The organism is Staphylococcus sp. HMSC34C02 (genome assembly GCF_001838705.1).
GTDB lineage: Bacteria > Bacillota > Bacilli > Staphylococcales > Staphylococcaceae > Staphylococcus > Staphylococcus borealis.
Genome location: NZ_KV838565.1, coordinates 22,205 through 45,561, shown reverse-complemented (window position 1 = coordinate 45,561; position 23,357 = coordinate 22,205). Strand labels below are relative to the sequence as shown.

25 protein-coding genes and 1 other annotated feature are annotated in these 23,357 nt (G+C 34.5%); of the genes, 23 read left to right on the top strand and 2 right to left on the bottom strand.

The window, feature by feature from the left end:
- Positions 1-45 precede the first annotated feature (45 nt).
- Positions 46-1,407 (bottom strand): MocR-like pyridoxine biosynthesis transcription factor PdxR, encoded by a 1,362-nt coding sequence (locus tag HMPREF3239_RS02830; protein WP_070854641.1) that lies wholly within the window; start codon positions 1,405-1,407, stop codon positions 46-48.
- A gap of 99 nt (positions 1,408-1,506) precedes the next feature.
- On the opposite strand from HMPREF3239_RS02830, the gene pdxS reads away from it, so the two are divergent.
- Both pdxS and pdxT read left to right on the top strand, forming a co-directional pair.
- Positions 1,507-2,394 carry a pyridoxal 5'-phosphate synthase lyase subunit PdxS gene (pdxS, locus tag HMPREF3239_RS02825; protein ID WP_070854640.1) on the top strand — a complete coding sequence of 296 codons (888 nt, stop codon included), beginning with the start codon at positions 1,507-1,509 and terminating at the stop codon, positions 2,392-2,394.
- Between the two features lie 3 nt (positions 2,395-2,397).
- On the top strand, positions 2,398-2,952 hold the full coding sequence (pdxT, locus tag HMPREF3239_RS02820; RefSeq protein ID WP_070854639.1) for a pyridoxal 5'-phosphate synthase glutaminase subunit PdxT: 555 nt from the start codon (positions 2,398-2,400) through the stop codon (positions 2,950-2,952).
- A 101-nt stretch (positions 2,953-3,053) separates the two neighbouring features.
- Here pdxT and HMPREF3239_RS02815 read toward each other — a convergent pair whose 3' ends face one another.
- Positions 3,054-4,268, bottom strand: a complete 1,215-nt coding sequence (locus HMPREF3239_RS02815) for a NupC/NupG family nucleoside CNT transporter (protein ID WP_053030996.1) — start codon at positions 4,266-4,268, stop codon at positions 3,054-3,056.
- A gap of 154 nt (positions 4,269-4,422) precedes the next feature.
- Here HMPREF3239_RS02815 and HMPREF3239_RS02810 point away from each other — a divergent pair, with 154 nt between their 5' ends.
- The 21 genes from HMPREF3239_RS02810 to HMPREF3239_RS02715 all read left to right on the top strand — a co-directional run bounded on the left by HMPREF3239_RS02810 (position 4,423) and on the right by HMPREF3239_RS02715 (position 23,204).
- The gene (locus HMPREF3239_RS02810) at positions 4,423-4,884 is read left to right on the top strand and encodes a CtsR family transcriptional regulator (RefSeq protein WP_053030998.1); all 462 of its coding nucleotides are present in this window, start codon (positions 4,423-4,425) and stop codon (positions 4,882-4,884) included.
- 22 nt (positions 4,885-4,906) lie between these two features.
- The gene (locus tag HMPREF3239_RS02805) at positions 4,907-5,470 is read left to right on the top strand and encodes a UvrB/UvrC motif-containing protein (protein WP_053031000.1); all 564 of its coding nucleotides are present in this window, start codon (positions 4,907-4,909) and stop codon (positions 5,468-5,470) included.
- Positions 5,463-6,470, top strand: coding sequence for a protein arginine kinase (locus HMPREF3239_RS02800; RefSeq protein ID WP_070854638.1), 1,008 nt, complete (start codon positions 5,463-5,465; stop codon positions 6,468-6,470). The genes HMPREF3239_RS02805 and HMPREF3239_RS02800 overlap by 8 nt, the downstream gene beginning before the upstream one ends.
- A gap of 15 nt (positions 6,471-6,485) precedes the next feature.
- Entirely contained in the window at positions 6,486-8,966 is a 2,481-nt protein-coding gene (locus HMPREF3239_RS02795; protein ID WP_070854637.1) for an ATP-dependent Clp protease ATP-binding subunit, read from the top strand.
- Positions 8,967-9,317: 351 nt separating this feature from the next.
- Positions 9,318-10,682 (top strand): DNA repair protein RadA, encoded by a 1,365-nt coding sequence (gene radA, locus HMPREF3239_RS02790; RefSeq protein ID WP_053031005.1) that lies wholly within the window; start codon positions 9,318-9,320, stop codon positions 10,680-10,682.
- 74 nt (positions 10,683-10,756) lie between these two features.
- Positions 10,757-11,779: a PIN/TRAM domain-containing protein gene (locus HMPREF3239_RS02785; RefSeq protein ID WP_371106756.1), complete on the top strand. Its 1,023-nt coding sequence runs from the start codon at positions 10,757-10,759 to the stop codon at positions 11,777-11,779.
- 414 nt (positions 11,780-12,193) lie between these two features.
- Complete coding sequence (gene gltX, locus HMPREF3239_RS02780) at positions 12,194-13,648, top strand: glutamate--tRNA ligase (protein ID WP_070854636.1); 1,455 nt, start codon at positions 12,194-12,196, stop codon at positions 13,646-13,648.
- Between the two features lie 442 nt (positions 13,649-14,090).
- Positions 14,091-14,732: a serine O-acetyltransferase gene (cysE, locus tag HMPREF3239_RS02775; protein ID WP_070854635.1), complete on the top strand. Its 642-nt coding sequence runs from the start codon at positions 14,091-14,093 to the stop codon at positions 14,730-14,732.
- Complete coding sequence (gene cysS / locus HMPREF3239_RS02770; RefSeq protein ID WP_070854634.1) at positions 14,716-16,116, top strand: cysteine--tRNA ligase; 1,401 nt, start codon at positions 14,716-14,718, stop codon at positions 16,114-16,116. Before cysE ends, cysS begins: the two co-directional genes overlap by 17 nt.
- Position 16,117: 1 nt before the next feature.
- Positions 16,118-16,504: a Mini-ribonuclease 3 gene (locus HMPREF3239_RS02765; protein ID WP_070854633.1), complete on the top strand. Its 387-nt coding sequence runs from the start codon at positions 16,118-16,120 to the stop codon at positions 16,502-16,504.
- Between the two features lie 8 nt (positions 16,505-16,512).
- Positions 16,513-17,262, top strand: a complete 750-nt coding sequence (rlmB, locus tag HMPREF3239_RS02760; RefSeq protein WP_070854632.1) for a 23S rRNA (guanosine(2251)-2'-O)-methyltransferase RlmB — start codon at positions 16,513-16,515, stop codon at positions 17,260-17,262.
- A complete protein-coding gene (locus HMPREF3239_RS02755; protein ID WP_053031016.1) occupies positions 17,259-17,786 on the top strand; it encodes an NYN domain-containing protein in 528 nt (175 codons plus the stop codon). The genes rlmB and HMPREF3239_RS02755 overlap by 4 nt, the downstream gene beginning before the upstream one ends.
- 70 nt (positions 17,787-17,856) lie before the next feature.
- Positions 17,857-18,444 carry a sigma-70 family RNA polymerase sigma factor gene (locus HMPREF3239_RS02750; RefSeq protein ID WP_070854631.1) on the top strand — a complete coding sequence of 196 codons (588 nt, stop codon included), beginning with the start codon at positions 17,857-17,859 and terminating at the stop codon, positions 18,442-18,444.
- A gap of 98 nt (positions 18,445-18,542) precedes the next feature.
- Positions 18,543-18,686, top strand: coding sequence for a 50S ribosomal protein L33 (gene rpmG / locus HMPREF3239_RS12000; protein WP_080365550.1), 144 nt, complete (start codon positions 18,543-18,545; stop codon positions 18,684-18,686).
- Between the two features lie 61 nt (positions 18,687-18,747).
- A complete protein-coding gene (secE, locus tag HMPREF3239_RS02745) occupies positions 18,748-18,948 on the top strand; it encodes a preprotein translocase subunit SecE (protein WP_011276726.1) in 201 nt (66 codons plus the stop codon).
- A gap of 17 nt (positions 18,949-18,965) precedes the next feature.
- Positions 18,966-19,514 carry a transcription termination/antitermination protein NusG gene (gene nusG, locus HMPREF3239_RS02740; RefSeq protein ID WP_053031020.1) on the top strand — a complete coding sequence of 183 codons (549 nt, stop codon included), beginning with the start codon at positions 18,966-18,968 and terminating at the stop codon, positions 19,512-19,514.
- 187 nt (positions 19,515-19,701) lie between these two features.
- Entirely contained in the window at positions 19,702-20,124 is a 423-nt protein-coding gene (rplK, locus tag HMPREF3239_RS02735; RefSeq protein ID WP_001832298.1) for a 50S ribosomal protein L11, read from the top strand.
- A 224-nt stretch (positions 20,125-20,348) separates the two neighbouring features.
- The gene (rplA, locus tag HMPREF3239_RS02730; RefSeq protein WP_011276724.1) at positions 20,349-21,044 is read left to right on the top strand and encodes a 50S ribosomal protein L1; all 696 of its coding nucleotides are present in this window, start codon (positions 20,349-20,351) and stop codon (positions 21,042-21,044) included.
- A 277-nt stretch (positions 21,045-21,321) separates the two neighbouring features.
- Positions 21,322-21,474: a sequence feature (ribosomal protein L10 leader region), on the top strand.
- A gap of 38 nt (positions 21,475-21,512) precedes the next feature.
- Positions 21,513-22,013, top strand: a complete 501-nt coding sequence (gene rplJ / locus HMPREF3239_RS02725) for a 50S ribosomal protein L10 (RefSeq protein WP_053031024.1) — start codon at positions 21,513-21,515, stop codon at positions 22,011-22,013.
- 39 nt (positions 22,014-22,052) lie between these two features.
- Positions 22,053-22,421 (top strand): 50S ribosomal protein L7/L12, encoded by a 369-nt coding sequence (gene rplL / locus HMPREF3239_RS02720; RefSeq protein ID WP_011276720.1) that lies wholly within the window; start codon positions 22,053-22,055, stop codon positions 22,419-22,421.
- Between the two features lie 174 nt (positions 22,422-22,595).
- Positions 22,596-23,204 (top strand): class I SAM-dependent methyltransferase, encoded by a 609-nt coding sequence (locus HMPREF3239_RS02715; RefSeq protein WP_070854630.1) that lies wholly within the window; start codon positions 22,596-22,598, stop codon positions 23,202-23,204.
- Positions 23,205-23,357 lie beyond the last annotated feature (153 nt).

The window sequence follows — 23,357 nt, the reverse complement described above, 5'->3', positions numbered from 1 at the left end:
ACGACGAATTCAAAAGAATTCTGTCCCTCTCCCACTTTTAAATAATTATAAAGTTAATGCTTTGATTAAAATATCAGTATGCTCTTTAAGCTGATGATTGGGAATACCACCGAAACCAATAATAAACTTTGGGAGTGGTTCAATTTGATCATCATAGTTGTAGATATTTAATTTTAATTTTAGTTCTTCCGCATTGTGCAGGCATTGAGACATGGTAAGTCCATTATTTACTGTTAGTGTGAAATGCATTCCTGTTAATGCGCCTTCAATGTTTAGTTGTTCCTTATAGGGTTCCAATCGTTGCAATATATAATTTAGTTTCTCTCTATAAATTTTTCTCATTTTATTTAAATGACGTTCAAAACTTCCAGATGACATAAAATTCGCAATGATTTGTTGGATATGAACAGGGACGGTATTACTCTCTTTATAAGGCATAGATAAATAAGATTGTAATAATGTTTGAGGCAAAACGATATAAGCAATACGACAACTCGGATAAAGTGATTTTGAAAATGTACTAATATAGATTACTTTGTCTTTTTTATCTAAACTTTGTAAAGCAGGAATTGGTTTACCGTAATATCTGAATTCTGAATCATAATCATCTTCAATAATATATCTACTATGTTTCTGATGAGCCCATTTAATGAGTTGGGTACGTTTTTTTAAGTTCATGACATAGCCAGTTGGGAATTGATGAGATGGTGTGATATATACAATATCATTATTAGAATTAAGTACGTCAGTCATGTTTATTCCATCTTTCTCAACAGTTGCTTGAATATAATCGTGATTGTTTTTATCCAAAACATGTTTAATTGGTGGATAACTTGGTTTTTCTATTATGAATGACGATGTTTTAAGAATATCAGTAATCATGTTAAGTAATTGCTCAGTAGAAGACCCAATGATAATTTGATTTGGATGACATGACACACCTCTACTATTAAATAGATAATGTGCGATTTGTTGTCGTAAATTTAGTTCACCTTGTATGTCTCCTTTTTCTAAAAGCGCTAATTCATTATCTTCAAATGCTTCCTTTGCAAATTTTCTAAATAGATTTAGAGGGAAATATTCGGCATCTATCTCTGCTAAATTAAATGCATACTTATATTGGTTAGTGTCAATTGGATGCGCTTCTGTTTCAATAGATGGGCTATTAACATTAATGACAGGGAGAGACTGTATATCAGATACATAATAGCCGGAGCGGGGTTTAGAGTATATAAAACCTTCATCTAAAAGTAGTTGATAGGCATGCTCTATAGTTGTATGGCTAAGTGATAAATGTTCACTTAATTGGCGCTTTGATGGAAATTTATCTTGTGTTTGATATTGACCTTCGATAATTTGATTTTTCAGCTGCTCATATAATGCTATATATAATTTTTGCTTTTTCATTTTAAACTGACCCCTAATTTTATAAATAAATTGTACCTTTTTAAATATCAGTTTATAACTTAAAATGAATTTAATCAAATGTGAAAAGGGGTTAATATTATGTCTAAAATCGTAGGATCAGATCGAGTTAAACGAGGAATGGCTGAAATGCAAAAAGGCGGCGTTATTATGGACGTTGTTAATGCAGAACAAGCTAAAATTGCTGAAGAAGCTGGCGCAGTTGCCGTTATGGCTTTGGAACGTGTACCATCTGACATCAGAGCAGCTGGTGGGGTAGCACGTAGCGCTAATCCTAAAATTGTTGAAGAAGTAATGAATGCTGTTTCAATTCCAGTTATGGCAAAAGCACGTATCGGTCACATTACTGAAGCACGTGTATTAGAAGCTATGGGTGTAGATTATATTGATGAATCTGAAGTATTAACACCTGCAGACGAAGAATACCACTTAAGAAAAGATCAATTCACTGTTCCGTTTGTGTGTGGTTGCCGTAACTTAGGAGAAGCTGCACGTCGTATTGGTGAAGGTGCTGCGATGTTACGTACTAAAGGTGAACCGGGTACAGGTAACATCGTTGAAGCTGTAAGACATATGAGAAAAGTTAATTCAGAAGTTAGTCGTTTAGTTGTTATGAATGACGATGAAATTATGACTTATGCTAAAGAATTAGGTGCACCATATGATGTGTTAAAACAAATTAAAGATCATGGACGCTTACCTGTTGTTAACTTTGCAGCTGGTGGTGTTGCTACACCTCAAGATGCTGCTTTAATGATGGAATTAGGCGCTGATGGTGTATTTGTTGGTTCAGGTATTTTTAAATCAGAAGATCCTGAGAAATTTGCTAAAGCAATTGTTCAAGCTACGACGCATTACCAAGATTATGAACTTATCGGTAAATTAGCTTCAGAATTAGGCACAGCAATGAAAGGTTTAGATATTAATCAAATTTCATTAGAAGAACGTATGCAAGAGCGTGGTTGGTAATTTATGAAGATTGGTGTATTAGCATTGCAAGGTGCCGTACGTGAACACATTCGTCATATTGAACTTAGTGGTCATGAAGGTATTGCAGTTAAAAAGATTGAACAATTAGAAGAAATAGATGGATTAATTCTTCCAGGTGGAGAATCTACTACACTAAGAAGATTAATGGATCTATATGGTTTTAAAGAAAAGTTACAACAGTCTGATTTACCAATGTTTGGTACATGTGCAGGCCTTATCGTACTTGCAAAAGATGTCGAAGGTGAAACTGGCTATTTGAAAAAGTTGAATATCACTGTTGAACGTAATTCATTTGGCAGACAAGTGGATAGTTTTGAAGCAGAGTTAGATATTAAAGGTATAGCTGAAGACATTGAAGGTGTATTTATTAGAGCACCTCATATTGCTAGTGTTGAAGAGGGCGTAGAAATATTAAGCTCTGTGGGCGAAAAGATTGTAGCAGTCAAACAAGGAAAATATTTAGGTGTATCATTCCATCCTGAATTAACGGATGATTATAGAGTGACACAATACTTTATCGATCATATGGTCAAATAAAAGAATAGTAGGTAATGGAGAGACGCATTTGAGTGTTTCCATCTATGAAAATACCCTAGAACTTCTAATCGTCAGAAGTTCTAGGGTATTTAATTTCAATATTAGATAAAGAATCCAGCGATTGCTGCTGAAATAAATGATACCAATGTTGCACCTAATAATAATTTAAGTCCAAAACGTGCTACGACGTCACCTTTTTCAGAGTTAAGTGATTTGATAGCACCTGAAATGATACCAATTGAACTGAAGTTAGCGAATGATACTAAGAATACTGATGTAACACCTTTAGCATGTTCAGAAATATCTTTTAAGTTTCCTAATGATTGCATTGCAACGAATTCATTAGATAATAATTTAGTTGCCATAATTGAACCAGATTTAACTGCATCTTCCCATGGTACACCAGCTAAAAATGCTAATGGTGCGAAGACAAATCCAATTAACGTTTGGAAATCCCATGTAATTGCGCCACCAGAAACAAAGCTAAAGATACCACTAACGATACCATTTAATAATGCGATGATGGCAATATAACCTATTAACATCGCACCAACGATTACTGCAACTTTGAACCCGTCTAAAATGTATTCTCCCAACATTTCAAAGAATGATTGCTTTTTAGTTTCGCTTTCGTCTACTAATAGTTTATCGTCTTCTTCATTAACTTTATAAGGATTGATGATAGAAGCAATAATGAAACCACCAAATAAGTTTAATACTACTGCTGTAACAACGTATTTAGGCTCAATCAATGTGAAGTAAGCACCGATAATTGACGCTGATACTGTCGACATTGCTGAAGCGGTCAATGTGTACAAACGTTGTTTAGGTATGTAAGGTAATTGTTGTTTTAATGAAATAAACACTTCCGATTGACCTAAGATTGCAGCAGCTACTGCGTTATAAGATTCTAAACGTCCCATACCATTAATTTTAGAGATTAAGAATCCTAAAACATTAATAATCCATGGTAAGATTCGAGTGTATTGCAAGATACCAATTAATGCTGAAATAAATACAATTGGTAGTAATACGCTAAAGAAGAATGGTGGGTTTTTTGGATCGACAAATTTGAATCCGCCAAACACAAAGTTAACCCCTTCTGCAGCTTTTTGTAATAAGTAGTTAAATCCTTCCGAAATGCCCCCAATAACTGTAATACCTGCTGTCGTTTTTAATAAAATAAACGCAAATACAAGTTGGATGACTAATAAAAGACCAACATATTGCCAGCGAATATTTTTTCTGTCAGAGCTAAACAAAAATGCAAGTGCCAAAAAGAAAATTATCCCAATAATCCCAATAAGAATATGCATAATTCTACTCCTTTAAATTTTTCTTAATTAATATAATACATTAAATTCTTGCATGTAACATCATTATTTTAGAAAATTAAAAAACAAATTGGTTGAAAAAGGTCAAAGATGCTCATATAATATAGTCAAAGAAGGTCAAAAGAGGTGGTAAATCATGCACAACATGTCTGACATCATAGAACAGTACATTAAAAAGTTATTTGAAGAAAGTAATGAAGACGTGGTAGAAATTCAACGAGCTAACATTGCTCAGCGTTTCGACTGTGTACCTTCTCAACTAAATTATGTTATTAAAACTAGATTCACAAATGAACATGGTTATGAAATAGAAAGTAAACGTGGTGGCGGAGGTTATATCCGAATCACTAAAATTGAAAATAAAGATGCAACGGGGTATATTAATCACCTATTGCAAATCATTGGGCCATCTATTTCTCAACAACAAGCGTATTATATTATAGATGGTTTGTTAGATAAGGGACTCATCAGTGAAAGAGAAGCAAGAATGATTCAAGTAATCGTAGATCGTGAAACATTAAAAATGGACGTGGTTGCTCGAGATATCATTAGAGCCAACATATTAAAACGCGTATTACCAATCATTAATTATTATTAGTAGAAAAGCGAGGTGTCTATGTGTGCTTTGTGAAAACTGTCATTTAAATGAAGCAGAGGTTAAACTCACAGTAAAAAGTAAAGAAGGCACTTCTGAGAAATGGGTATGTTCTATATGTGCGCAGGGTGAAAATCCTTGGCAACAAAATGAAAATACATCGCCACATTCTCAGTTTCAAGACGATATTGAAGAAGCTTTCGTCGTCAAACAAATATTGCAACATTTAGCAACTAAGCATGGAATTAATTTTCATGAAGTGGCTTTTCAAGAAGAGAAGCGATGTCCAACATGCAACATGACTTTAAAAGATATTGCACATGTAGGGAAATTTGGTTGTGCAAATTGTTATGCTACATTTAAAGATGACATTGTAGATATAGTAAGACGTGTGCAAGGTGGGCAATTTGAGCACGTAGGTAAAACGCCTCGTTCTTCTCATAAGAAACTTGCCATCAAAAAACAAATCGAAGAAAAAACGAAGTATCTCAATGTATTAATTGATGAACAAAACTTTGAAGAAGCTGCTATCGTTAGAGACGAAATAAAAGCATTGAAAGACGAGAGCGGGGTGGAACGTAATGAGTGATATGAATACGCATATCAGTGAATGGATGAAGCAAACGGAAGAATCTCCAATTGTGATGTCTTCCAGAATCCGATTAGCTAGAAATTTAGAAAATCACGTCCATCCACTCATGTTTCCCTCAGAACAAGATGGCTTTAGAGTGATAAATGAAGTGCAAGATGTATTGCCTGATTTGTCTCTCATGCGATTAGATACAATGGATCAACAAAACAAGATGAAACTTGTTGCTAAACATTTAATTAGTCCTGAACTTATTAAACAACCGGCATCAGCAGTGTTATTAAATGAAGACGAATCAATCAGTATTATGATTAATGAAGAAGACCATATACGCATACAAGCAATGGGAAATGATTTGTCATTACATGATTTATATAACAAAGCGAGTGATATTGATGATACGTTAGATCAATCGCTAGACATTAGTTATGATGAACATTTAGGGTATTTAACAACATGCCCAACCAATATTGGTACAGGTATGAGAGCAAGTGTAATGCTACATTTGCCAGGGTTATCCATCATGAAACGTATGAATCGTATTGCACAGACCATTAATCGTTTTGGTTTTACGATTCGAGGTATATATGGAGAAGGCTCGCAAGTTTATGGCCATATCTATCAAATTTCAAATCAATTAACACTTGGTAAAACTGAAGAAGAAATTATAGATAACTTAACTGAAGTTGTTCAACAAATTATAAATGAAGAAATGCAAATTCGTGAACGCTTAACGCATTATAATGAATTGGAAACGTTAGACCGTGTTTATCGGTCGTTGGGTATCTTACAGAACAGTCGAATTATTTCAATGGAAGAAGCTTCCTATCGTTTAAGTGAAGTGAAATTAGGTATCGATTTAGGGTATTTAACATTGAAAGACTTTAAATTTAATGAATTAATGGTAAGTATTCAATCAGCGTTTATTTATAACGATGAAGATGAAACAATCTCTGTAAATGAGAAGAGAGCAGATATATTAAGAGAATATACACAATAGGAGGTACAGAAATATATGCTATTTGGTAGATTAACTGAACGTGCACAACGTGTCTTAGCACATGCGCAAGAAGAAGCTATACGTTTAAATCATTCTAATATAGGTACAGAACACTTACTACTTGGCTTAATGAAAGAGCCAGAAGGTATAGCCGCTAAAGTATTAGAGAGTTTCAATATTACCGAAGATAAAGTGATTGAAGAGGTTGAGAAATTAATCGGCCATGGACAAGATCAAACAGGAACATTGCATTATACACCTAGAGCCAAGAAGGTAATTGAACTTTCAATGGACGAAGCTAGAAAGTTACATCATAACTTTGTAGGTACAGAACATATTTTACTAGGTTTAATTCGTGAAAATGAGGGCGTAGCTGCGCGTGTGTTTGCTAATCTAGATTTAAATATTACAAAAGCGCGTGCTCAAGTGGTTAAAGCATTAGGAAGTCCTGAAATGAGCAATAAAAACGCTACAGCAAATAAATCAAATAATACACCTACATTAGATGGATTAGCACGTGATTTAACTGTGATTGCCAAAGATGGAACACTAGATCCTGTTGTGGGTAGAGACAAAGAAATTACGCGTGTGATTGAAGTATTGAGTCGTCGTACTAAAAATAACCCAGTACTAATTGGCGAACCTGGGGTAGGTAAAACTGCAATTGCAGAAGGTCTTGCACAGGCGATTGTTAATAATGAAGTGCCTGAAACATTAAAAGATAAACGTGTCATGTCACTTGATATGGGAACAGTTGTAGCAGGTACTAAATATCGTGGTGAATTTGAAGAACGTTTGAAAAAAGTAATGGAAGAAATCCATCAAGCTGGTAACGTTATTCTATTTATTGATGAATTGCACACATTAGTTGGTGCTGGAGGTGCAGAAGGCGCAATTGATGCATCAAATATATTAAAACCAGCATTAGCTCGTGGTGAATTACAATGTATTGGTGCTACAACATTAGATGAATACCGTAAAAACATCGAGAAAGATGCAGCGTTAGAACGTCGTTTCCAACCCATTCAAGTTGATGAACCTTCTGTTGAAGATACAATCGCAATTTTAAAAGGATTACGAGATCGTTATGAAGCGCATCATCGTATTAATATTTCTGATGAAGCACTTGAAGCGGCTGCTAAATTAAGTGATCGCTATATATCTGATCGTTTCTTGCCTGACAAAGCAATTGATTTAATTGACGAAGCAAGTTCCAAAGTAAGACTGAAAAGTCATACAACACCTAACAACTTGAAAGAAATTGAGCAAGAAATTGAAAAAGTAAAAAATGAAAAAGACGCTGCAGTTCACGCTCAAGAATTCGAAAATGCGGCTAATTTACGTGATAAACAAACGAGACTTGAAAAACAATATGAAGATGCTAAAAATGAATGGCAAACAACGCAAGGTGATAAATCTACATCACTATCTAAAGAAGATATTGGCGAAGTGATTGCAGGCTGGACAGGCATACCACTTACAAAAATCAATGAAACAGAGTCAGACCGATTATTGAATCTTGAACAAACATTACATGATAGAGTGATTGGTCAAAATGACGCTGTAACATCTATAAGTAAAGCAGTACGTCGCGCACGTGCAGGATTGAAAGACCCTAAACGTCCAATCGGTAGCTTTATCTTCTTAGGACCAACTGGTGTAGGTAAGACGGAACTAGCTAGAGCGTTAGCAGAATCAATGTTTGGCGAAGAAGATGCAATGATTCGTGTTGATATGAGTGAGTTTATGGAAAAACATGCAGTGAGCCGTTTAGTTGGAGCGCCTCCTGGCTACGTAGGTCATGATGAGGGTGGCCAATTAACTGAAAAAGTTAGACGTAAACCTTATTCAGTTATTTTATTTGATGAAATTGAAAAGGCACATCCAGATGTGTTTAACATCTTATTACAAGTGCTAGATGATGGTCATCTAACGGATACTAAAGGACGTCAAGTTGATTTCCGTAATACTGTGATTATTATGACATCAAATGTTGGTGCACAAGAATTACAAGATCAACGCTTTGCAGGTTTCGGTGGTGGCTCTGACGGTCATGACTATGAAACGATTCGCAAGACAATGTTGAAAGAATTAAAAAATTCATTCCGTCCAGAATTCTTAAACCGTGTAGACGACATTATCGTATTCTATAAACTTTCTAAAGATGAATTGAAAGAAATTGTTACAATGATGGTTAATAAATTAACACAACGTCTTTCTGAACAAGATATTAATATTGTAGTAACCGACAAAGCGAAAGAAAAAATTGCGGAAGAAGGTTATGATCCAGAGTATGGTGCACGTCCATTAATCAGAGCTATTCAAAAAACAGTTGAAGATAACTTAAGTGAATTAATTTTAGATGGCAACCAAATCGAAGGTAAAGAAGTCGTGATTGATCATGATGGCGATGAATTTAAATATAATATCAATGAAAAAAATAATAATGTTTCAGATTCAGACGAAGATAGTGACGTAACTGAAACAGAAGCATAATTTAATAAAATGAACGTTAGGCCTAGCTGTTTTTAGGATAAAAATAGTATAGGGTTATAACGCAAAGTACGTGCTAACTAATGAAGATGAGATAATATTTATATAGTGCGTTTCTTAGCACTCGTCATTTATCTGGGAGTGGGACATGAATTCTTAATGGATTCTGTTCCACTCCTATTACTTTTTGAAATATAATGTAATGATTTCAACTGAAATAAAATGATTATCTATATACGTCATTTCGAACAATAAATATCAATATATTTATATAAAATGCTTAAGTTTACATTTGTCATTGTGCAACGTTACATATAAAATAGATTTGTTCAAAGAAAAATCGGAGGTGCAATTTTGGCCAAAAAGAAAGTGATTTTTGAGTGTATGGCTTGTGGCTATCAATCTCCAAAATGGATGGGAAAATGTCCTAATTGTGGTTCATGGAATCAAATGGAGGAAATTGTTGAAAAAGCTTCAAATCCCAAACACGGCGTTAAGACATCAACATCTAGCGCAAAGGTCCAGAAATTAAATGATATTAAGAATGAAGTGACGCCAAGAGTTCAGACAGAATCAAAGGAATTTAACCGCGTTTTAGGTGGTGGTATTGTAAGTGGTTCTTTAGTGTTAATAGGTGGAGATCCTGGTATTGGGAAATCAACACTATTACTACAAATTTGTGCATCACTATCACAAAAATTAAATGTACTGTATATTACGGGTGAAGAATCACTTAATCAAACTAAATTACGAGCTGATCGTTTAGATGAAGATTCTAGTAATTTAAACGTGCTGGCAGAAACGGATTTAGAAGTGATATATCAAACGGTTCAACAAGCACAGCCAGATATTTTAGTGGTCGATTCGATCCAAACCATATATCATCCAGAGATTAGTTCGGCACCTGGCTCTGTATCTCAAGTTCGAGAAAGTACGCAGAGTTTGATGAATATTGCCAAACAAATGAATATCGCCACATTTATCGTTGGTCATGTAACCAAAGAAGGTCAAATTGCAGGACCACGTTTATTAGAACATATGGTTGATACTGTGTTGTACTTTGAAGGAGATGAGCATCATGCTTATCGTATCTTGAGAGCAGTTAAGAACCGTTTTGGTTCTACTAATGAAATGGGCATATTTGAAATGAAACAAAGCGGATTGAAAGGGGTACATAATCCGTCAGAAATGTTCTTGGAAGAGCGGTCTACTAATGTACCTGGATCAACAATTGTAGCAACGATGGAAGGTACGCGACCATTGCTAATAGAAGTTCAAGCGTTAGTGACACCTACCACATTTAATAACCCTAGACGTATGGCTACAGGAATTGATCATAATCGTTTGAGTTTATTAATGGCAGTATTAGAGAAAAAGGAAAATTATTTATTACAACAACAGGATGCTTATATTAAAGTGGCAGGTGGTGTTCGATTAACAGAACCAGCAGTTGATTTAAGCGTTATTGTAGCGACAGCTTCAAGTTTCAAAGATAAGGCAGTGGATGGACTGGATTGTTATATTGGAGAAGTAGGTTTGACTGGTGAAGTGAGACGTGTTTCTCGAATTGAGCAACGTGTTCAAGAAGCGGCTAAATTAGGGTTTGAACGAGTTGTTATTCCACAAACTAATATTGGTGGATGGCAATTCCCTGAAGGTATTAAAGTAGTAGGCGTCTCTACTGTACATGAGGCGCTTAAATATGCTTTTAAAGCGTAACATAAGCTGAAAAAGAGGTGAGACTTTTGAAAGTATTAAAAGGCATTGTAATCATTATATATATTATCTTAGGTATGGCACTTGGTATTTTGCTAATACCTGAAATACTCAAAGATTTTAATATTAATGGTTATCCATTTTTAAATAATTATTATATTGACGGCTTAATAGGTATCGTAGTATTTTTCTTGATTTTTGGCTTCTTTATTAATAAAGTAACAAGAACTTTCAAAGCCGTTGAACATTGGATTATGCAACGTAGCGCAGTTGAAATTTTATTTGCAACACTCGGACTTATCATTGGCCTATTTATTTCAGTAATGGCCTCGTTTATTCTAGAAATGATTGGAAATACGATACTGAATCATCTTATACCACTTATTATTACTTTATTGCTATGTTATTTAGGCTTCCAATTTGGTTTGAAGAAGCGTGACGAAATGCTCATGTTCTTGCCGGAAAACATGGCGCGTTCTATGTCTAAAAGTAATATTAGTGCCGTACCTAAACTATTAGATACAAGCGCAATTATCGATGGTCGTATCTTAGATGTCATTCGATGTGGTTTTATCGATGGCGAAATACTTATTCCGCAAGGTGTCATTAATGAACTTCAAGTCGTTGCTGATGCGAATGATAGCGTGAAGCGTGAAAAAGGGCAACGTGGATTAGATATATTAAATGAATTATATGATTTAGATTATCCGACACGTGTGATACATCCACAAAAGTCTCACAGTGATATCGATGAACTATTAGTGAAATTAGCACAGAAATATCATGCGCATGTGATTACTACCGATTTTAATTTAAATAAAGTATGTCACGTTCAAGGAATTAAAGCGTTGAATGTGAATGACTTGTCTGAAGCAATTAAACCAAATGTACATCAAGGCGATCGCATTAATATTCTATTGACTAAAATGGGTAAAGAACCTGGTCAAGGTGTTGGCTATTTAGATGACGGTACAATGGTAGTGGTTGATAATGCGAAACCACTTGTTGGTAAGCATGTAGACTTAGAGGTCATCAGTTTATTGCAAACATCATCAGGTCGTATTATTTTCGCTAAAAAAGTTGACGATTCGGAATCATGATTCATAGAATAGGTTTGATGATGACAATAAAATATGTGTAAATGACTAGGTTTCATGTGAAACGCTAAATGTTGAGCGTACGCTTTTCAAATAGCAAAGCATGAAACCTATTTATGTAATGTGAGTGAATGTGCAACTAAGTGTGGTAAGTGGAAACATGTGACTTATCAAAGTATTGATTTAATGCTACAATAATGAAGAAATGCGAACTTTTATCTAAGATGAATGTAAAGTGGAAAGTTATTCGGAAACACGTCTAAAATGATAGTTTGGAATAACTTTTTTCTAATGGTTTGAAGATGTTTCTGAATGGTGTATGACTGCTCGGTTAAATTACAGAGCGCGTCACCTATATTAGATAAAGCGTATGAATTCGATGGTAAAACAGAATTAATAATTATAGGAGTGAATACGATGAGTGAACGCATTAGAGTGAGATATGCGCCAAGTCCAACTGGATATTTACACATTGGTAATGCAAGAACTGCATTATTTAACTATTTATTTGCTAAACATTACGATGGTGATTTCGTAGTGCGTATTGAAGATACAGATAGTAAACGTAATCTTGAAGATGGTGAGTCATCTCAATTTGATAACTTGAAATGGTTAGGTTTAGATTGGGATGAATCTATCGATAAAGATAAAGGTTATGGTCCTTATCGTCAATCTGAACGCGGTGACATCTATAATCCACTTATCCAGCAATTATTGGATGAAGATAAAGCTTATAAATGTTATATGACTGAAGAAGAACTTGAAAAAGAACGTGAAGAACAAATTGCACGTGGTGAAATGCCACGTTATGGTGGCCAACACGCACATTTAACTGAAGAGGAACGTCAACAATTTGAAGCTGAAGGACGTCGCCCATCAATTAGATTCCGTGTGCCTCAAGATCAAACGTATACGTTTAATGACATGGTGAAAGGTGAAATTTCATTCGATTCAAATAACATAGGAGATTGGGTTATCGTTAAAAAAGACGGCATACCTACGTATAATTTTGCTGTAGCCATCGATGATCACTATATGGAAATTTCTGATGTTATTCGTGGGGATGACCATGTTTCTAACACACCTAAACAACTTATGATTTATGAAGCGTTTGGTTGGGAACCACCACGTTTTGGTCATATGTCATTAATTGTTAATGAAGAACGCAAAAAACTAAGTAAACGTGATGGTCAAATTTTACAATTTATCGAGCAATATCGTGACTTAGGTTACTTACCAGAAGCATTATTTAACTTTATTACATTATTAGGTTGGTCTCCAGAAGGCGAAGAAGAAATCTATTCTAAAGAAGAATTTATTAAGATCTTTGATGAGAAACGTCTTTCTAAATCACCAGCAATGTTCGATAGACAAAAATTAGCTTGGGTTAATAACCAATATATGAAAACGAAAGATACGGATACTGTATTTGAACTTGCATTACCGCATCTTATCAAAGCTAATTTAATCCCAGAATCTCCAAGTGAAGCTGATAGAGAATGGGGTCGCAAATTAGTTGCACTTTACCAAAAAGAAATGAGTTATGCAGGCGAAATTGTACCGTTATCTGAAATGTTCTTCCATGAAATGCCTGAATTAGGTGAAGAAGAGCAAGAGGTTATTAATGGGGAACAAGTACCAGAATTAATGTCACATCTATATGGTAAATTAGAAGCTTTAGAACCATTTGAAGCGGGTGACATCAAAAAGACAATTAAAGAAGTACAAAAAGAAACAGGTATTAAAGGTAAACAATTATTCATGCCAATTCGTGTTGCCGTAACAGGTCAAATGCATGGTCCTGAATTACCAAATACTATTGAAGTACTAGGTAAAGACAAAGTATTATCACGATTAAAAAAATACGTGTAAATGGTGTAAAGCATATACGTGAACAAGATGAACTTTTCATTTAGCTAACACTTGAAATTTTACATTAAAGCAAATAAGATAAAGTTAAACATGGTAAAGTCATGTTAATGTTGATATTACAAGCGCAAAGGATTAGTAAATATTAGACTATGATTTCAGAGAGTGTACGGTCGCTGCGAGTACACCATAGACGATATTGAATGCACCTTTGTTTGATCAACTAAATAAAGTCAATGAGTATGATAAAGTTAACTTTATCACCTATAGGTAGGGTGAAGTACTAGCTTAATTTTATCTAGAATACAGAGTGGAACCGTGCAGTAGCGCCTCTAGCATCTTAGTGTTAGGGGTGCTATTTTGTTTATCTATTATGTATATCAGTAGTGTGTATATTGATTTTGATAAATTTTTAACTTTTTAAAAAACTGAGGGGGCGACAGTCTTGATAAAAAGAATTAGAGACGATGTGAAAATGGTGTTTGAACAAGACCCAGCAGCGCGTACAACATTTGAGGTGATTACAACTTATGCTGGATTACATGCAGTATGGAGTCATCTAATTGCGCATAAACTATATAATAAAAAACGTTATGTACTTGCGAGAATCATATCTCAAGTATCACGTTTCTTTACAGGGATTGAAATACATCCAGGTGCTAAAATTGGCAAACGCTTATTCATAGACCATGGTATGGGCGTTGTCATTGGTGAAACTTGTACAATTGGTGATAATGTAACTATTTATCAAGGTGTCACACTAGGTGGTACAGGTAAAGAAAAAGGAAAACGTCATCCTGATATTGGCGATAACGTATTAATCGCAGCGGGATCAAAAGTGCTAGGTAATATTCAAATTGATTCAAATGTAAATATTGGTGCGAATTCAGTAGTATTACAATCAGTTCCAAGTTATACGACTGTCGTCGGTATTCCAGGACATATTGTTAAACAAGAAGGTAAACGTATTGGTAAAACATTTGATCATCGTAATTTACCTGACCCATTATTTGAACAAATTAAGCAACTAGAAAAACAACTAGAAAAAGCTAAGAACGGAGAGATTAAAGATGATTACATTATATAATACTTTGACACGTCAAAAAGAGACATTTGAACCGATTGAACCAGGTAAGGTGAAAATGTATGTTTGCGGTCCGACGGTATACAATTACATTCATATTGGTAATGCGCGTCCAGCTATTAATTATGATGTGGTGCGTAGATATTTCGAATATAAAGGGTATGAAGTGATTTATGTTTCAAATTTCACTGATGTAGACGATAAATTAATTAACCGTTCGAAAGAATTGAATGAGAGTGTGCCAGATATTGCAGATAAATATATTAAAGCATTTTATGAAGATGTTGGCGCATTAAATGTTAAGAAAGCTACTTCAAATCCTCGTGTAATGAATCATATGGACGAGATTATTGATTTTATTAAAGATTTAGTTGACGACGGTTATGCCTACGAGAGTGATGGCGATGTATATTTTAGAACGCGTCAATTTGAGGGGTACGGTAAATTAAGTCATCAGTCATTAGATGATTTAAAAGTAGGCGCAAGAATTGAAGCTGGAGAACAAAAAGAAGATGCGCTAGATTTCACATTATGGAAAAAAGCAAAACCTGGTGAAATTAGTTGGGAAAGTCCTTTTGGTGAAGGACGTCCAGGTTGGCATATTGAATGTTCTGTAATGGCGTTTCACGAATTAGGTAAAACAATTGATATTCACGCCGGTGGTTCTGATTTACAATTCCCACATCATGAAAATGAGATTGCCCAATCAGAAGCACATAATCACGCGCCATTTGCAAATTACTGGATGCATAACGGCTTTATAAATATTGATAACGAAAAAATGAGTAAATCATTAGGTAACTTTATTTTAGTGCATGACATTATTAAAGAAGTAGATCCTGATGTATTACGATTCTTTATGATTAGCGTACATTATAGAAGTCCTATTAATTATAATTTAGAACTGGTTAATGCAGCTAAGAGTGGTTTAGAGCGTATCCGAAATAGTTATCAATTGATAGAAGAACGTGAAACGATTGCGACAGATATTGTTGACCAATCTAATTATATTGATCAAATCGATGCTATTTTAGAACAATTTGAGACTGTTATGGATGATGATTTCAATACTGCCAACGCAGTTACTGCTTGGTATGATTTGTCTAAACTTGCGAATAAATACGTTTTAGAAAACAATACATCTACGCAAGTCATTTCAAGACTTAAAGAAGTTTATCAAATATTCAGTGATGTGCTCGGTGTGCCACTTAAAGGTAATGAATCAGATATGTTACTTGATGAAGATATTGAAAAACTCATCGAAGAACGTAATGAAGCGCGTAAAAATAAAGACTTTGCACGTGCAGATGAAATTAGAGATATGCTTAAAGAACAAAATATTATACTAGAAGATACGCCACAAGGTGTACGCTTTAAACGTGGATAGTATGGATATTAAATTATTAAATCCATTAACATTAGCCTACATGGGTGACGCAGTATTGGACCAGCACGTGCGTGAATATATTGTTCTTAAATTACAAAGTAAGCCCAATCGATTACATCAAGTTTCGAAAAGTTATGTGTCTGCTAAAAGTCAGGCACAAACTTTAGAAACATTGTTTGAAATGAATTGGTTCACTGATGAAGAACGAGACATTGTTAAAAGAGGTCGCAATGCTAAAAGTCACACTAAGGCTAAAAATACAGATATTCAAACTTACCGTAAAAGTTCTGGGTTAGAAGCAGTCATTGGATTTTTATATTTAGATCATCAAGAAGAAAGATTGAAAAATTTACTTGATATGATTGTACAAACAGTCAATGAAAGGTAGTGAAGACAGTGGAAGATATCGTTATTGTCGGTAGACATGCTGTTAAAGAAGCGATTGTTTCTGGCCATACAATTAATAAAATTTGGATTCAAGAAGGTATTAGAAAGCAACAAATTAATGATATTTTACAAAATGCAAAAGCACAAAAATTAATTGTGCAAACTGTGCCAAAATCCAAATTAGATAATTTAGCAAATGCACCTCATCAAGGTGTCGCTGCACTGATTGCCCCATATGAATATGCGGATTTCGATCAATTTATACAATCGCAAAAAGATAAAGAAGGTTTATCAACGGTTGTAATTTTAGATGGCTTGGAAGACCCACATAACTTAGGTTCAATATTAAGAACGGCAGATGCTAGTGGTGTTGATGGTGTTATTATTCCTAAAAGACGTTCAGTTGCGCTGACACAAACTGTAGCTAAAGCATCCACTGGTGCGATCCAACACGTTCCGGTTATGCGTGTTACAAATTTAGCTAAAACCATTGATGAATTAAAGGAACATGGCTACTGGGTGGCTGGTGCTGAAGCGGATAATGCCACAGACTATAGAGATATGGCGGCGGATATGCCATTAGCTATCGTTATAGGTAGTGAAGGTCAAGGTATGAGTAGATTAGTTAAAGATAAATGTGATTTTTACATCAAGATACCAATGGTTGGACATGTGAATAGCCTTAATGCATCTGTAGCTGCGAGTCTAATGATGTATGAGGTCTATCGTAAACGTCATCAAATTGAGGACAACGCATGAAAGATAGATATTTAATTATTGATGGCTACAATATGATTGGACAGTCACCGGAACTCGGTAAGATTGCAAAGCATAATTTGCAAGAAGCACGCGAACAATTATTAGATGCCATTGCTAACTATAATGCTGTTGTCGCTGATGAAGTTGTATGTGTGTTTGATGCATATGAACAATCAGGTATAGAAAGAGAATACATTTATCATGGTGTAAAAACAGTATTTACTAAAGAAAAAGAAACAGCAGATAGCTATATCGAACGTTATGTTTATAACCTATATAACAAACACACAACACATATTACCGTTGTAACGAGTGATATGAGTGAGCAACATGCCATATTTGGTGCTGGCGCATATCGAGTATCTTCGAGAGAAATGTGGCGTGATTTAAGAGAGAATGAAATCACGGTCAGTAAGTCTTTGGATAATTTCACAGAAAGTAAACCAAGAACTCGAATTTCATTATCAAATGATGTATTAGCAGAATTTGAAAAAATAAGACGCGGGAATCATAACAAAGATTGAAATTGCCCACTTGTCTTTTGAAAATAACATCGTATAAACTTTCTCTAACTTAATTTGAAAGGGAAGGTTTATGGCGCATCAATTCAAACAACTAGAGGAGACATTTAAAGCGTTTCAAAATAGTCATTGCAGTCTCGAACGAGAAAGATTATTTATAGAAATAGTAAATCATATACAACCGAAGCTTATTCAAAAGTTTAAAAGTTCTAGAGTACAGAATGAAGAAATAGAAGATTTAGTACAAGAATCACTAATCAGAATTTACCTAGCACTCCATACATTTGATTTTAGTACGAATGTTCCTTTCGAACATTATTTAAACTGTATTGTACGTTCAATGCGAAATGATTTTTGGAGAAGAAAGTATACCGAAATGAATAAACGAGATAGTATGATTAATGACTATGTCATCGAATATAGATTGAACCAATCTATCAAACGTATTGAAGAAGCATGTATGTTACATGAGCAACGTAAAATGCTAACGCGTAGTTTAACAGCACTAAGTCAGTTTGAACGTTGCGTAGCACAATTACTAATGTCTGATTATACGCCTAATGAAATTGCGAAACATTTAGGTATTAAAGATAAAGTGGTTTACAATAGTATTCAACGTTGTAAAATAAAAATGAAGTGTTATTTATTGAAGCATCATTAGTAAGTTGTAATAGCATTTATATAGCGGTGCTAGTTTGACATTTAATGTTTGATTTATGTATAGTATACTGGTATTAAAATGAGCAAAGGTGAACTGAATTGAAAAAAGTACCTTTAATTTGTGAAGTTTGTGGTACAAGAAACTATAATGTACCGAAAAAAGAAACTTCTGCAACGAGATTAGAATTAAAAAAATATTGTTCGAGATGTAATGCGCATACGATTCACAAAGAGTCTAAATAATAGTGGAACTATTACGATTAGAGGTAGCGGTTAACTAACTGTGAGTATGGAGGTAATTTTGATGGCTAAAGATAAGGGCACAAACAAAGAAAAAGATAGTTTCTTCCAAGGCGTTAAAAGTGAAATGGAAAAAACAAGTTGGCCAACAAAAGAAGAACTTTTTAAATATACTGTGATTGTAGTTTCTACAGTAATCTTCTTTATGGTCTTTTTCTGGGTGTTAGATATAGGTATTGGTAATTTAATTGAATTATTTAGATAAGAATAAGGAGTGACAACATGTCTGAAGAGGTTGGCGCAAAGCGTTGGTATGCTGTGCATACGTATTCTGGATATGAAAACAAGGTTAAGAAGAATTTAGAAAAAAGAGTAGAATCAATGAATATGACAGAACAGATTTTTAGAGTTGTCATACCTGAAGAGGAAGAAACACAAGTTAAAGATGGGAAAGCTAAAAAACTACTTAAAAAAACATTCCCTGGTTATGTACTTGTAGAATTAGTAATGACTGATGAATCTTGGTATGTAGTACGTAATACACCAGGTGTTACAGGATTCGTTGGTTCAGCTGGTGCAGGTTCTAAACCAAATCCATTACTTCCTGAAGAAATGAGATTCATCTTGAAACAAATGGGATTGAAAGAAAAAACAATTGATGTTGAATTAGATGTCGGTGAACAAGTTCGTATTAAATCTGGACCATTTGCTAATCAAGTAGGAGAAGTTCAAGAGATTGAACCTGACAAGTTCAAATTAACAGTATTGGTTGATATGTTCGGAAGAGAAACACCAGTTGAAGTTGAATTTGATCAAATCGAAAAATTATAATCAAGTAATTATGGAAAAATATTGAACAACTAAAAAGATGAAATTTTACTATTGCTTTTTAAGTTGGTTCAGTGTTAAAATAATGTGGTCGCGTTTTTATAGCGCTCATTTCGTCACGAAATGTTTATGAGTGGGAGGGCAAAACTGAGCCCTGTGACCACATCACGATATCAAGGAGGTGCACATCGTGGCTAAAAAAGTAGAAAAAGTAGTTAAATTACAAATTCCTGCAGGTAAAGCGAACCCAGCACCACCAGTTGGTCCAGCATTAGGTCAAGCAGGTGTGAACATCATGGGATTCTGTAAAGAATTCAACGCACGTACGCAAGAACAAGCAGGTTTAATCATTCCGGTAGAAATCAGTGTTTATGAAGATCGTTCATTTACATTCATTACTAAAACTCCACCGGCTCCAGTACTACTTAAAAAAGCAGCTGGCGTAGAAAAAGGTTCTGGTGAACCTAACAAAACTAAAGTTGCTACAGTAACTAAAGATCAAGTACGTGAAATTGCTCAAACTAAAATGCAAGACTTAAATGCTGCAGACGAAGAAGCAGCTATGCGTATTATCGAAGGTACTGCACGTAGTATGGGTATCACTGTACAATAATTAAAGAATATTAAGTTAGTTTAATTTTGAAATAAACTGATAGACGATAGCAGGTAACAGAAATGACAACGACAATATTGTCTATGATTGGTCTGGATGACTAGTAATTTCTTATGAGATTACTCAAACATTAGACATTCATCTGTTATCTGCTCTTAACTTGTGTTAGACACAAGTAAGCGTGGGAGGAAATTCCGCTAAAACCACTAAAGGAGGAACAATAAATGGCTAAAAAAGGTAAAAAGTATCAAGAAGCAGCTAATAAAGTTGATCGTACTAAACACTATAGTGTTGAAGAAGCAATCAGCTTAGCTAAAGAAACAAGCATTGCTAACTTTGACGCATCAGTTGAAGTTGCTTTCCGTTTAGGAATTGATACACGTAAAAATGACCAACAAATCCGTGGTGCAGTAGTGTTACCAAACGGAACTGGTAAATCACAACGTGTATTAGTATTTGCTAAAGGTGACAAAATCACTGAAGCAGAAGAAGCAGGCGCAGATTACGTAGGTGAATCTGAATACGTACAAAAAATCCAACAAGGTTGGTTCGACTTTGACGTAGTAGTAGCTACTCCAGACATGATGGGCGAAGTTGGTAAATTAGGTCGTGTATTAGGACCTAAAGGTTTAATGCCAAACCCTAAAACTGGTACAGTAACTATGGACGTTAAAAAAGCTGTTGAAGAAATCAAAGCTGGTAAAGTTGAATACCGTGCTGAAAAAGCTGGTATTGTACATGCTTCAATCGGTAAAGTTTCATTTAGCGATGAAAAATTAGTTGAAAACTTCAAAACGTTACAAGATGTTTTAGCTAAAGCTAAACCATCATCAGCTAAAGGTACTTACTTCAAATCTGTTGCTGTAACTACAACAATGGGTCCTGGAGTTAAAATTGATACTTCATCATTCAAATTATAATTAAGTGTAAACTTATTGAAAATAGAACCTGTGACTTTTTGAAAGTCGCAGGTTATTTTTATGTATAGATATAAATTAAGTCCTGTAAAAAGTGTCGCATGAAGATGACGCGTAAAACATCTGTATGCACAGGCTATTAAAAGTCATCTATAAACATTAGTGGTCGTATGTGGATGTAACATAACGCTTAATTTCTACAATGACTATAACTTTTGCTCGGTTGATTACAAAAAAATTGAAAAAGTTATTGACATATTACAACAATGAGGTTATATTATTTATTGTGATTATTTTACCTAAGACAGTAGGAGTTAACCATTAACTTAAAACATCATCCTGCCGAGGCTAAAATTGACTTGAACGTGTGATCATATAAATGATCTTTCAAGCGCTTTTTGCCGTGGGTAGAAAGTGCTTTTTTTATTGAGAAATTTAAAAAGCACCAAAAATAAAAATGGAGGTGTCTGAATGTCTGCTATTATCGAAGCTAAAAAACAACAAGTTGATGTTATTGCTGAACAACTTAAAAATTCAGTTTCAACTGTTATCGTCGACTACCGTGGCTTAACTGTTGCAGAAGTAACTGAATTACGTTCACAATTACGTGAAGCTGGTGTTGAATATAAAGTTTATAAAAACACTATGGTTCGTCGTGCAGCTGAACAAGCAGGTATCGAAGGCTTAGATGAATTCTTAACAGGTCCTACAGCTGTTGCAACTTCAACTGAAGATGTAGTAGCACCAGCGAAAGTTATCGCAGGATTTGCTAAAGAACATGAAGCTTTAGAAATCAAAACAGGCGTTATGGAAGGTAACCTTATTTCAGCAGAAGAAGTTAAAACTGTTGGTTCATTACCTTCACACGATGGTCTTGTTTCTATGCTTTTATCAGTATTACAAGCTCCAGTACGCAACTTCGCTTATGCGGTTAAAGCTGTTGGAGAACAAAAAGAAGAAAGCGCTGAATAATTGCGCATAAAATTTTAAAATAATTGGAGGAAATATAAAATGGCTAATCAAGAACAAATCATTGAAGCAATTAAAGAAATGTCAGTATTAGAATTAAACGATTTAGTAAAAGCAATTGAAGAAGAATTTGGTGTAACAGCAGCAGCTCCTGTAGCAGCAGCTGGTGCAGCTGGTGGCGGAGACGCAGCAGCAGAAAAAACTGAATTTGACGTTGAGTTAACTTCAGCTGGATCTTCAAAAATCAAAGTTGTTAAAGCAGTTAAAGAAGCAACTGGCTTAGGCTTAAAAGATGCTAAAGAATTAGTAGATAACGCTCCTAAAGTAATCAAAGAAGGCGTTGCTAAAGAAGAAGCTGAAAAACTTAAAGAACAATTAGAAGAAGTTGGAGCTACTGTAGAATTAAAATAATTCTAGTATCTTAACTTAATATCGAAAGTTAGTATATTCGATGTATTTATAACAGTACATTGATATAATTAACTTGAATTCTTTGAGAAATTAAAACCCCGTTATCACGATAACGGGGTTTTACTTCATTTTCTAGTAAAATAAAGATGAACAATGAAAAAAAGAGGTGGCGTTATGGGACACTATTATGATGAAAATCCTGATGTACAAAGTGATGAAAGAGTCATTCACTATCATTACCATAAACATCAATTAAATCTAACTACAGATGCAGGCGTATTCTCAAAAGCGCAAGTAGATTTTGGATCAGATACTTTAGTACAAACCTTTTTAAATGAACATCCTCCTGGTCCAAGTAAAGCAATTGCTGATGTCGGGTGTGGCTATGGCCCGATTGGATTAATGATTGCTAAAGTTTCACCGCATCATCAAATTACCATGGTTGATGTTAATCATCGTGCGTTAAGTCTTGCTGAAAAGAATAAAAAAGCAAATCAAATTGATAACGTCATTATTAAGGAAAGCGATGGTTTATCGCAATTGAAGGATTGTCATTTCGATTATGTGCTAACAAATCCTCCTATTAGAGCTGGAAAAGAAGTTGTTCATCGTATTTTCGAAGAAGCATATCAACAGCTCAATGCTCAAGGTGAGTTGTACGTTGTGATCCAAAAGAAACAGGGTATGCCTTCTGCTAAGAAGAAAATGGAAGAGATTTTTAATAATGTCGAAATTGTTAATAAGAACAAGGGATACTACATTTTGAAAAGCCGAAAAGGTTGATTTCAAAAGTGTATTCTGATATAGTTATAAAATGTAAAAATTTATGTTCAATAAGTGTGTACTTTTACGCGAAAAGAGTATGATAAACAAGAATAAATGTAGAATCGAAAATGGTGTCATCAACTGTGTTGCCGTTTTCTTTTTGTCTTGTTA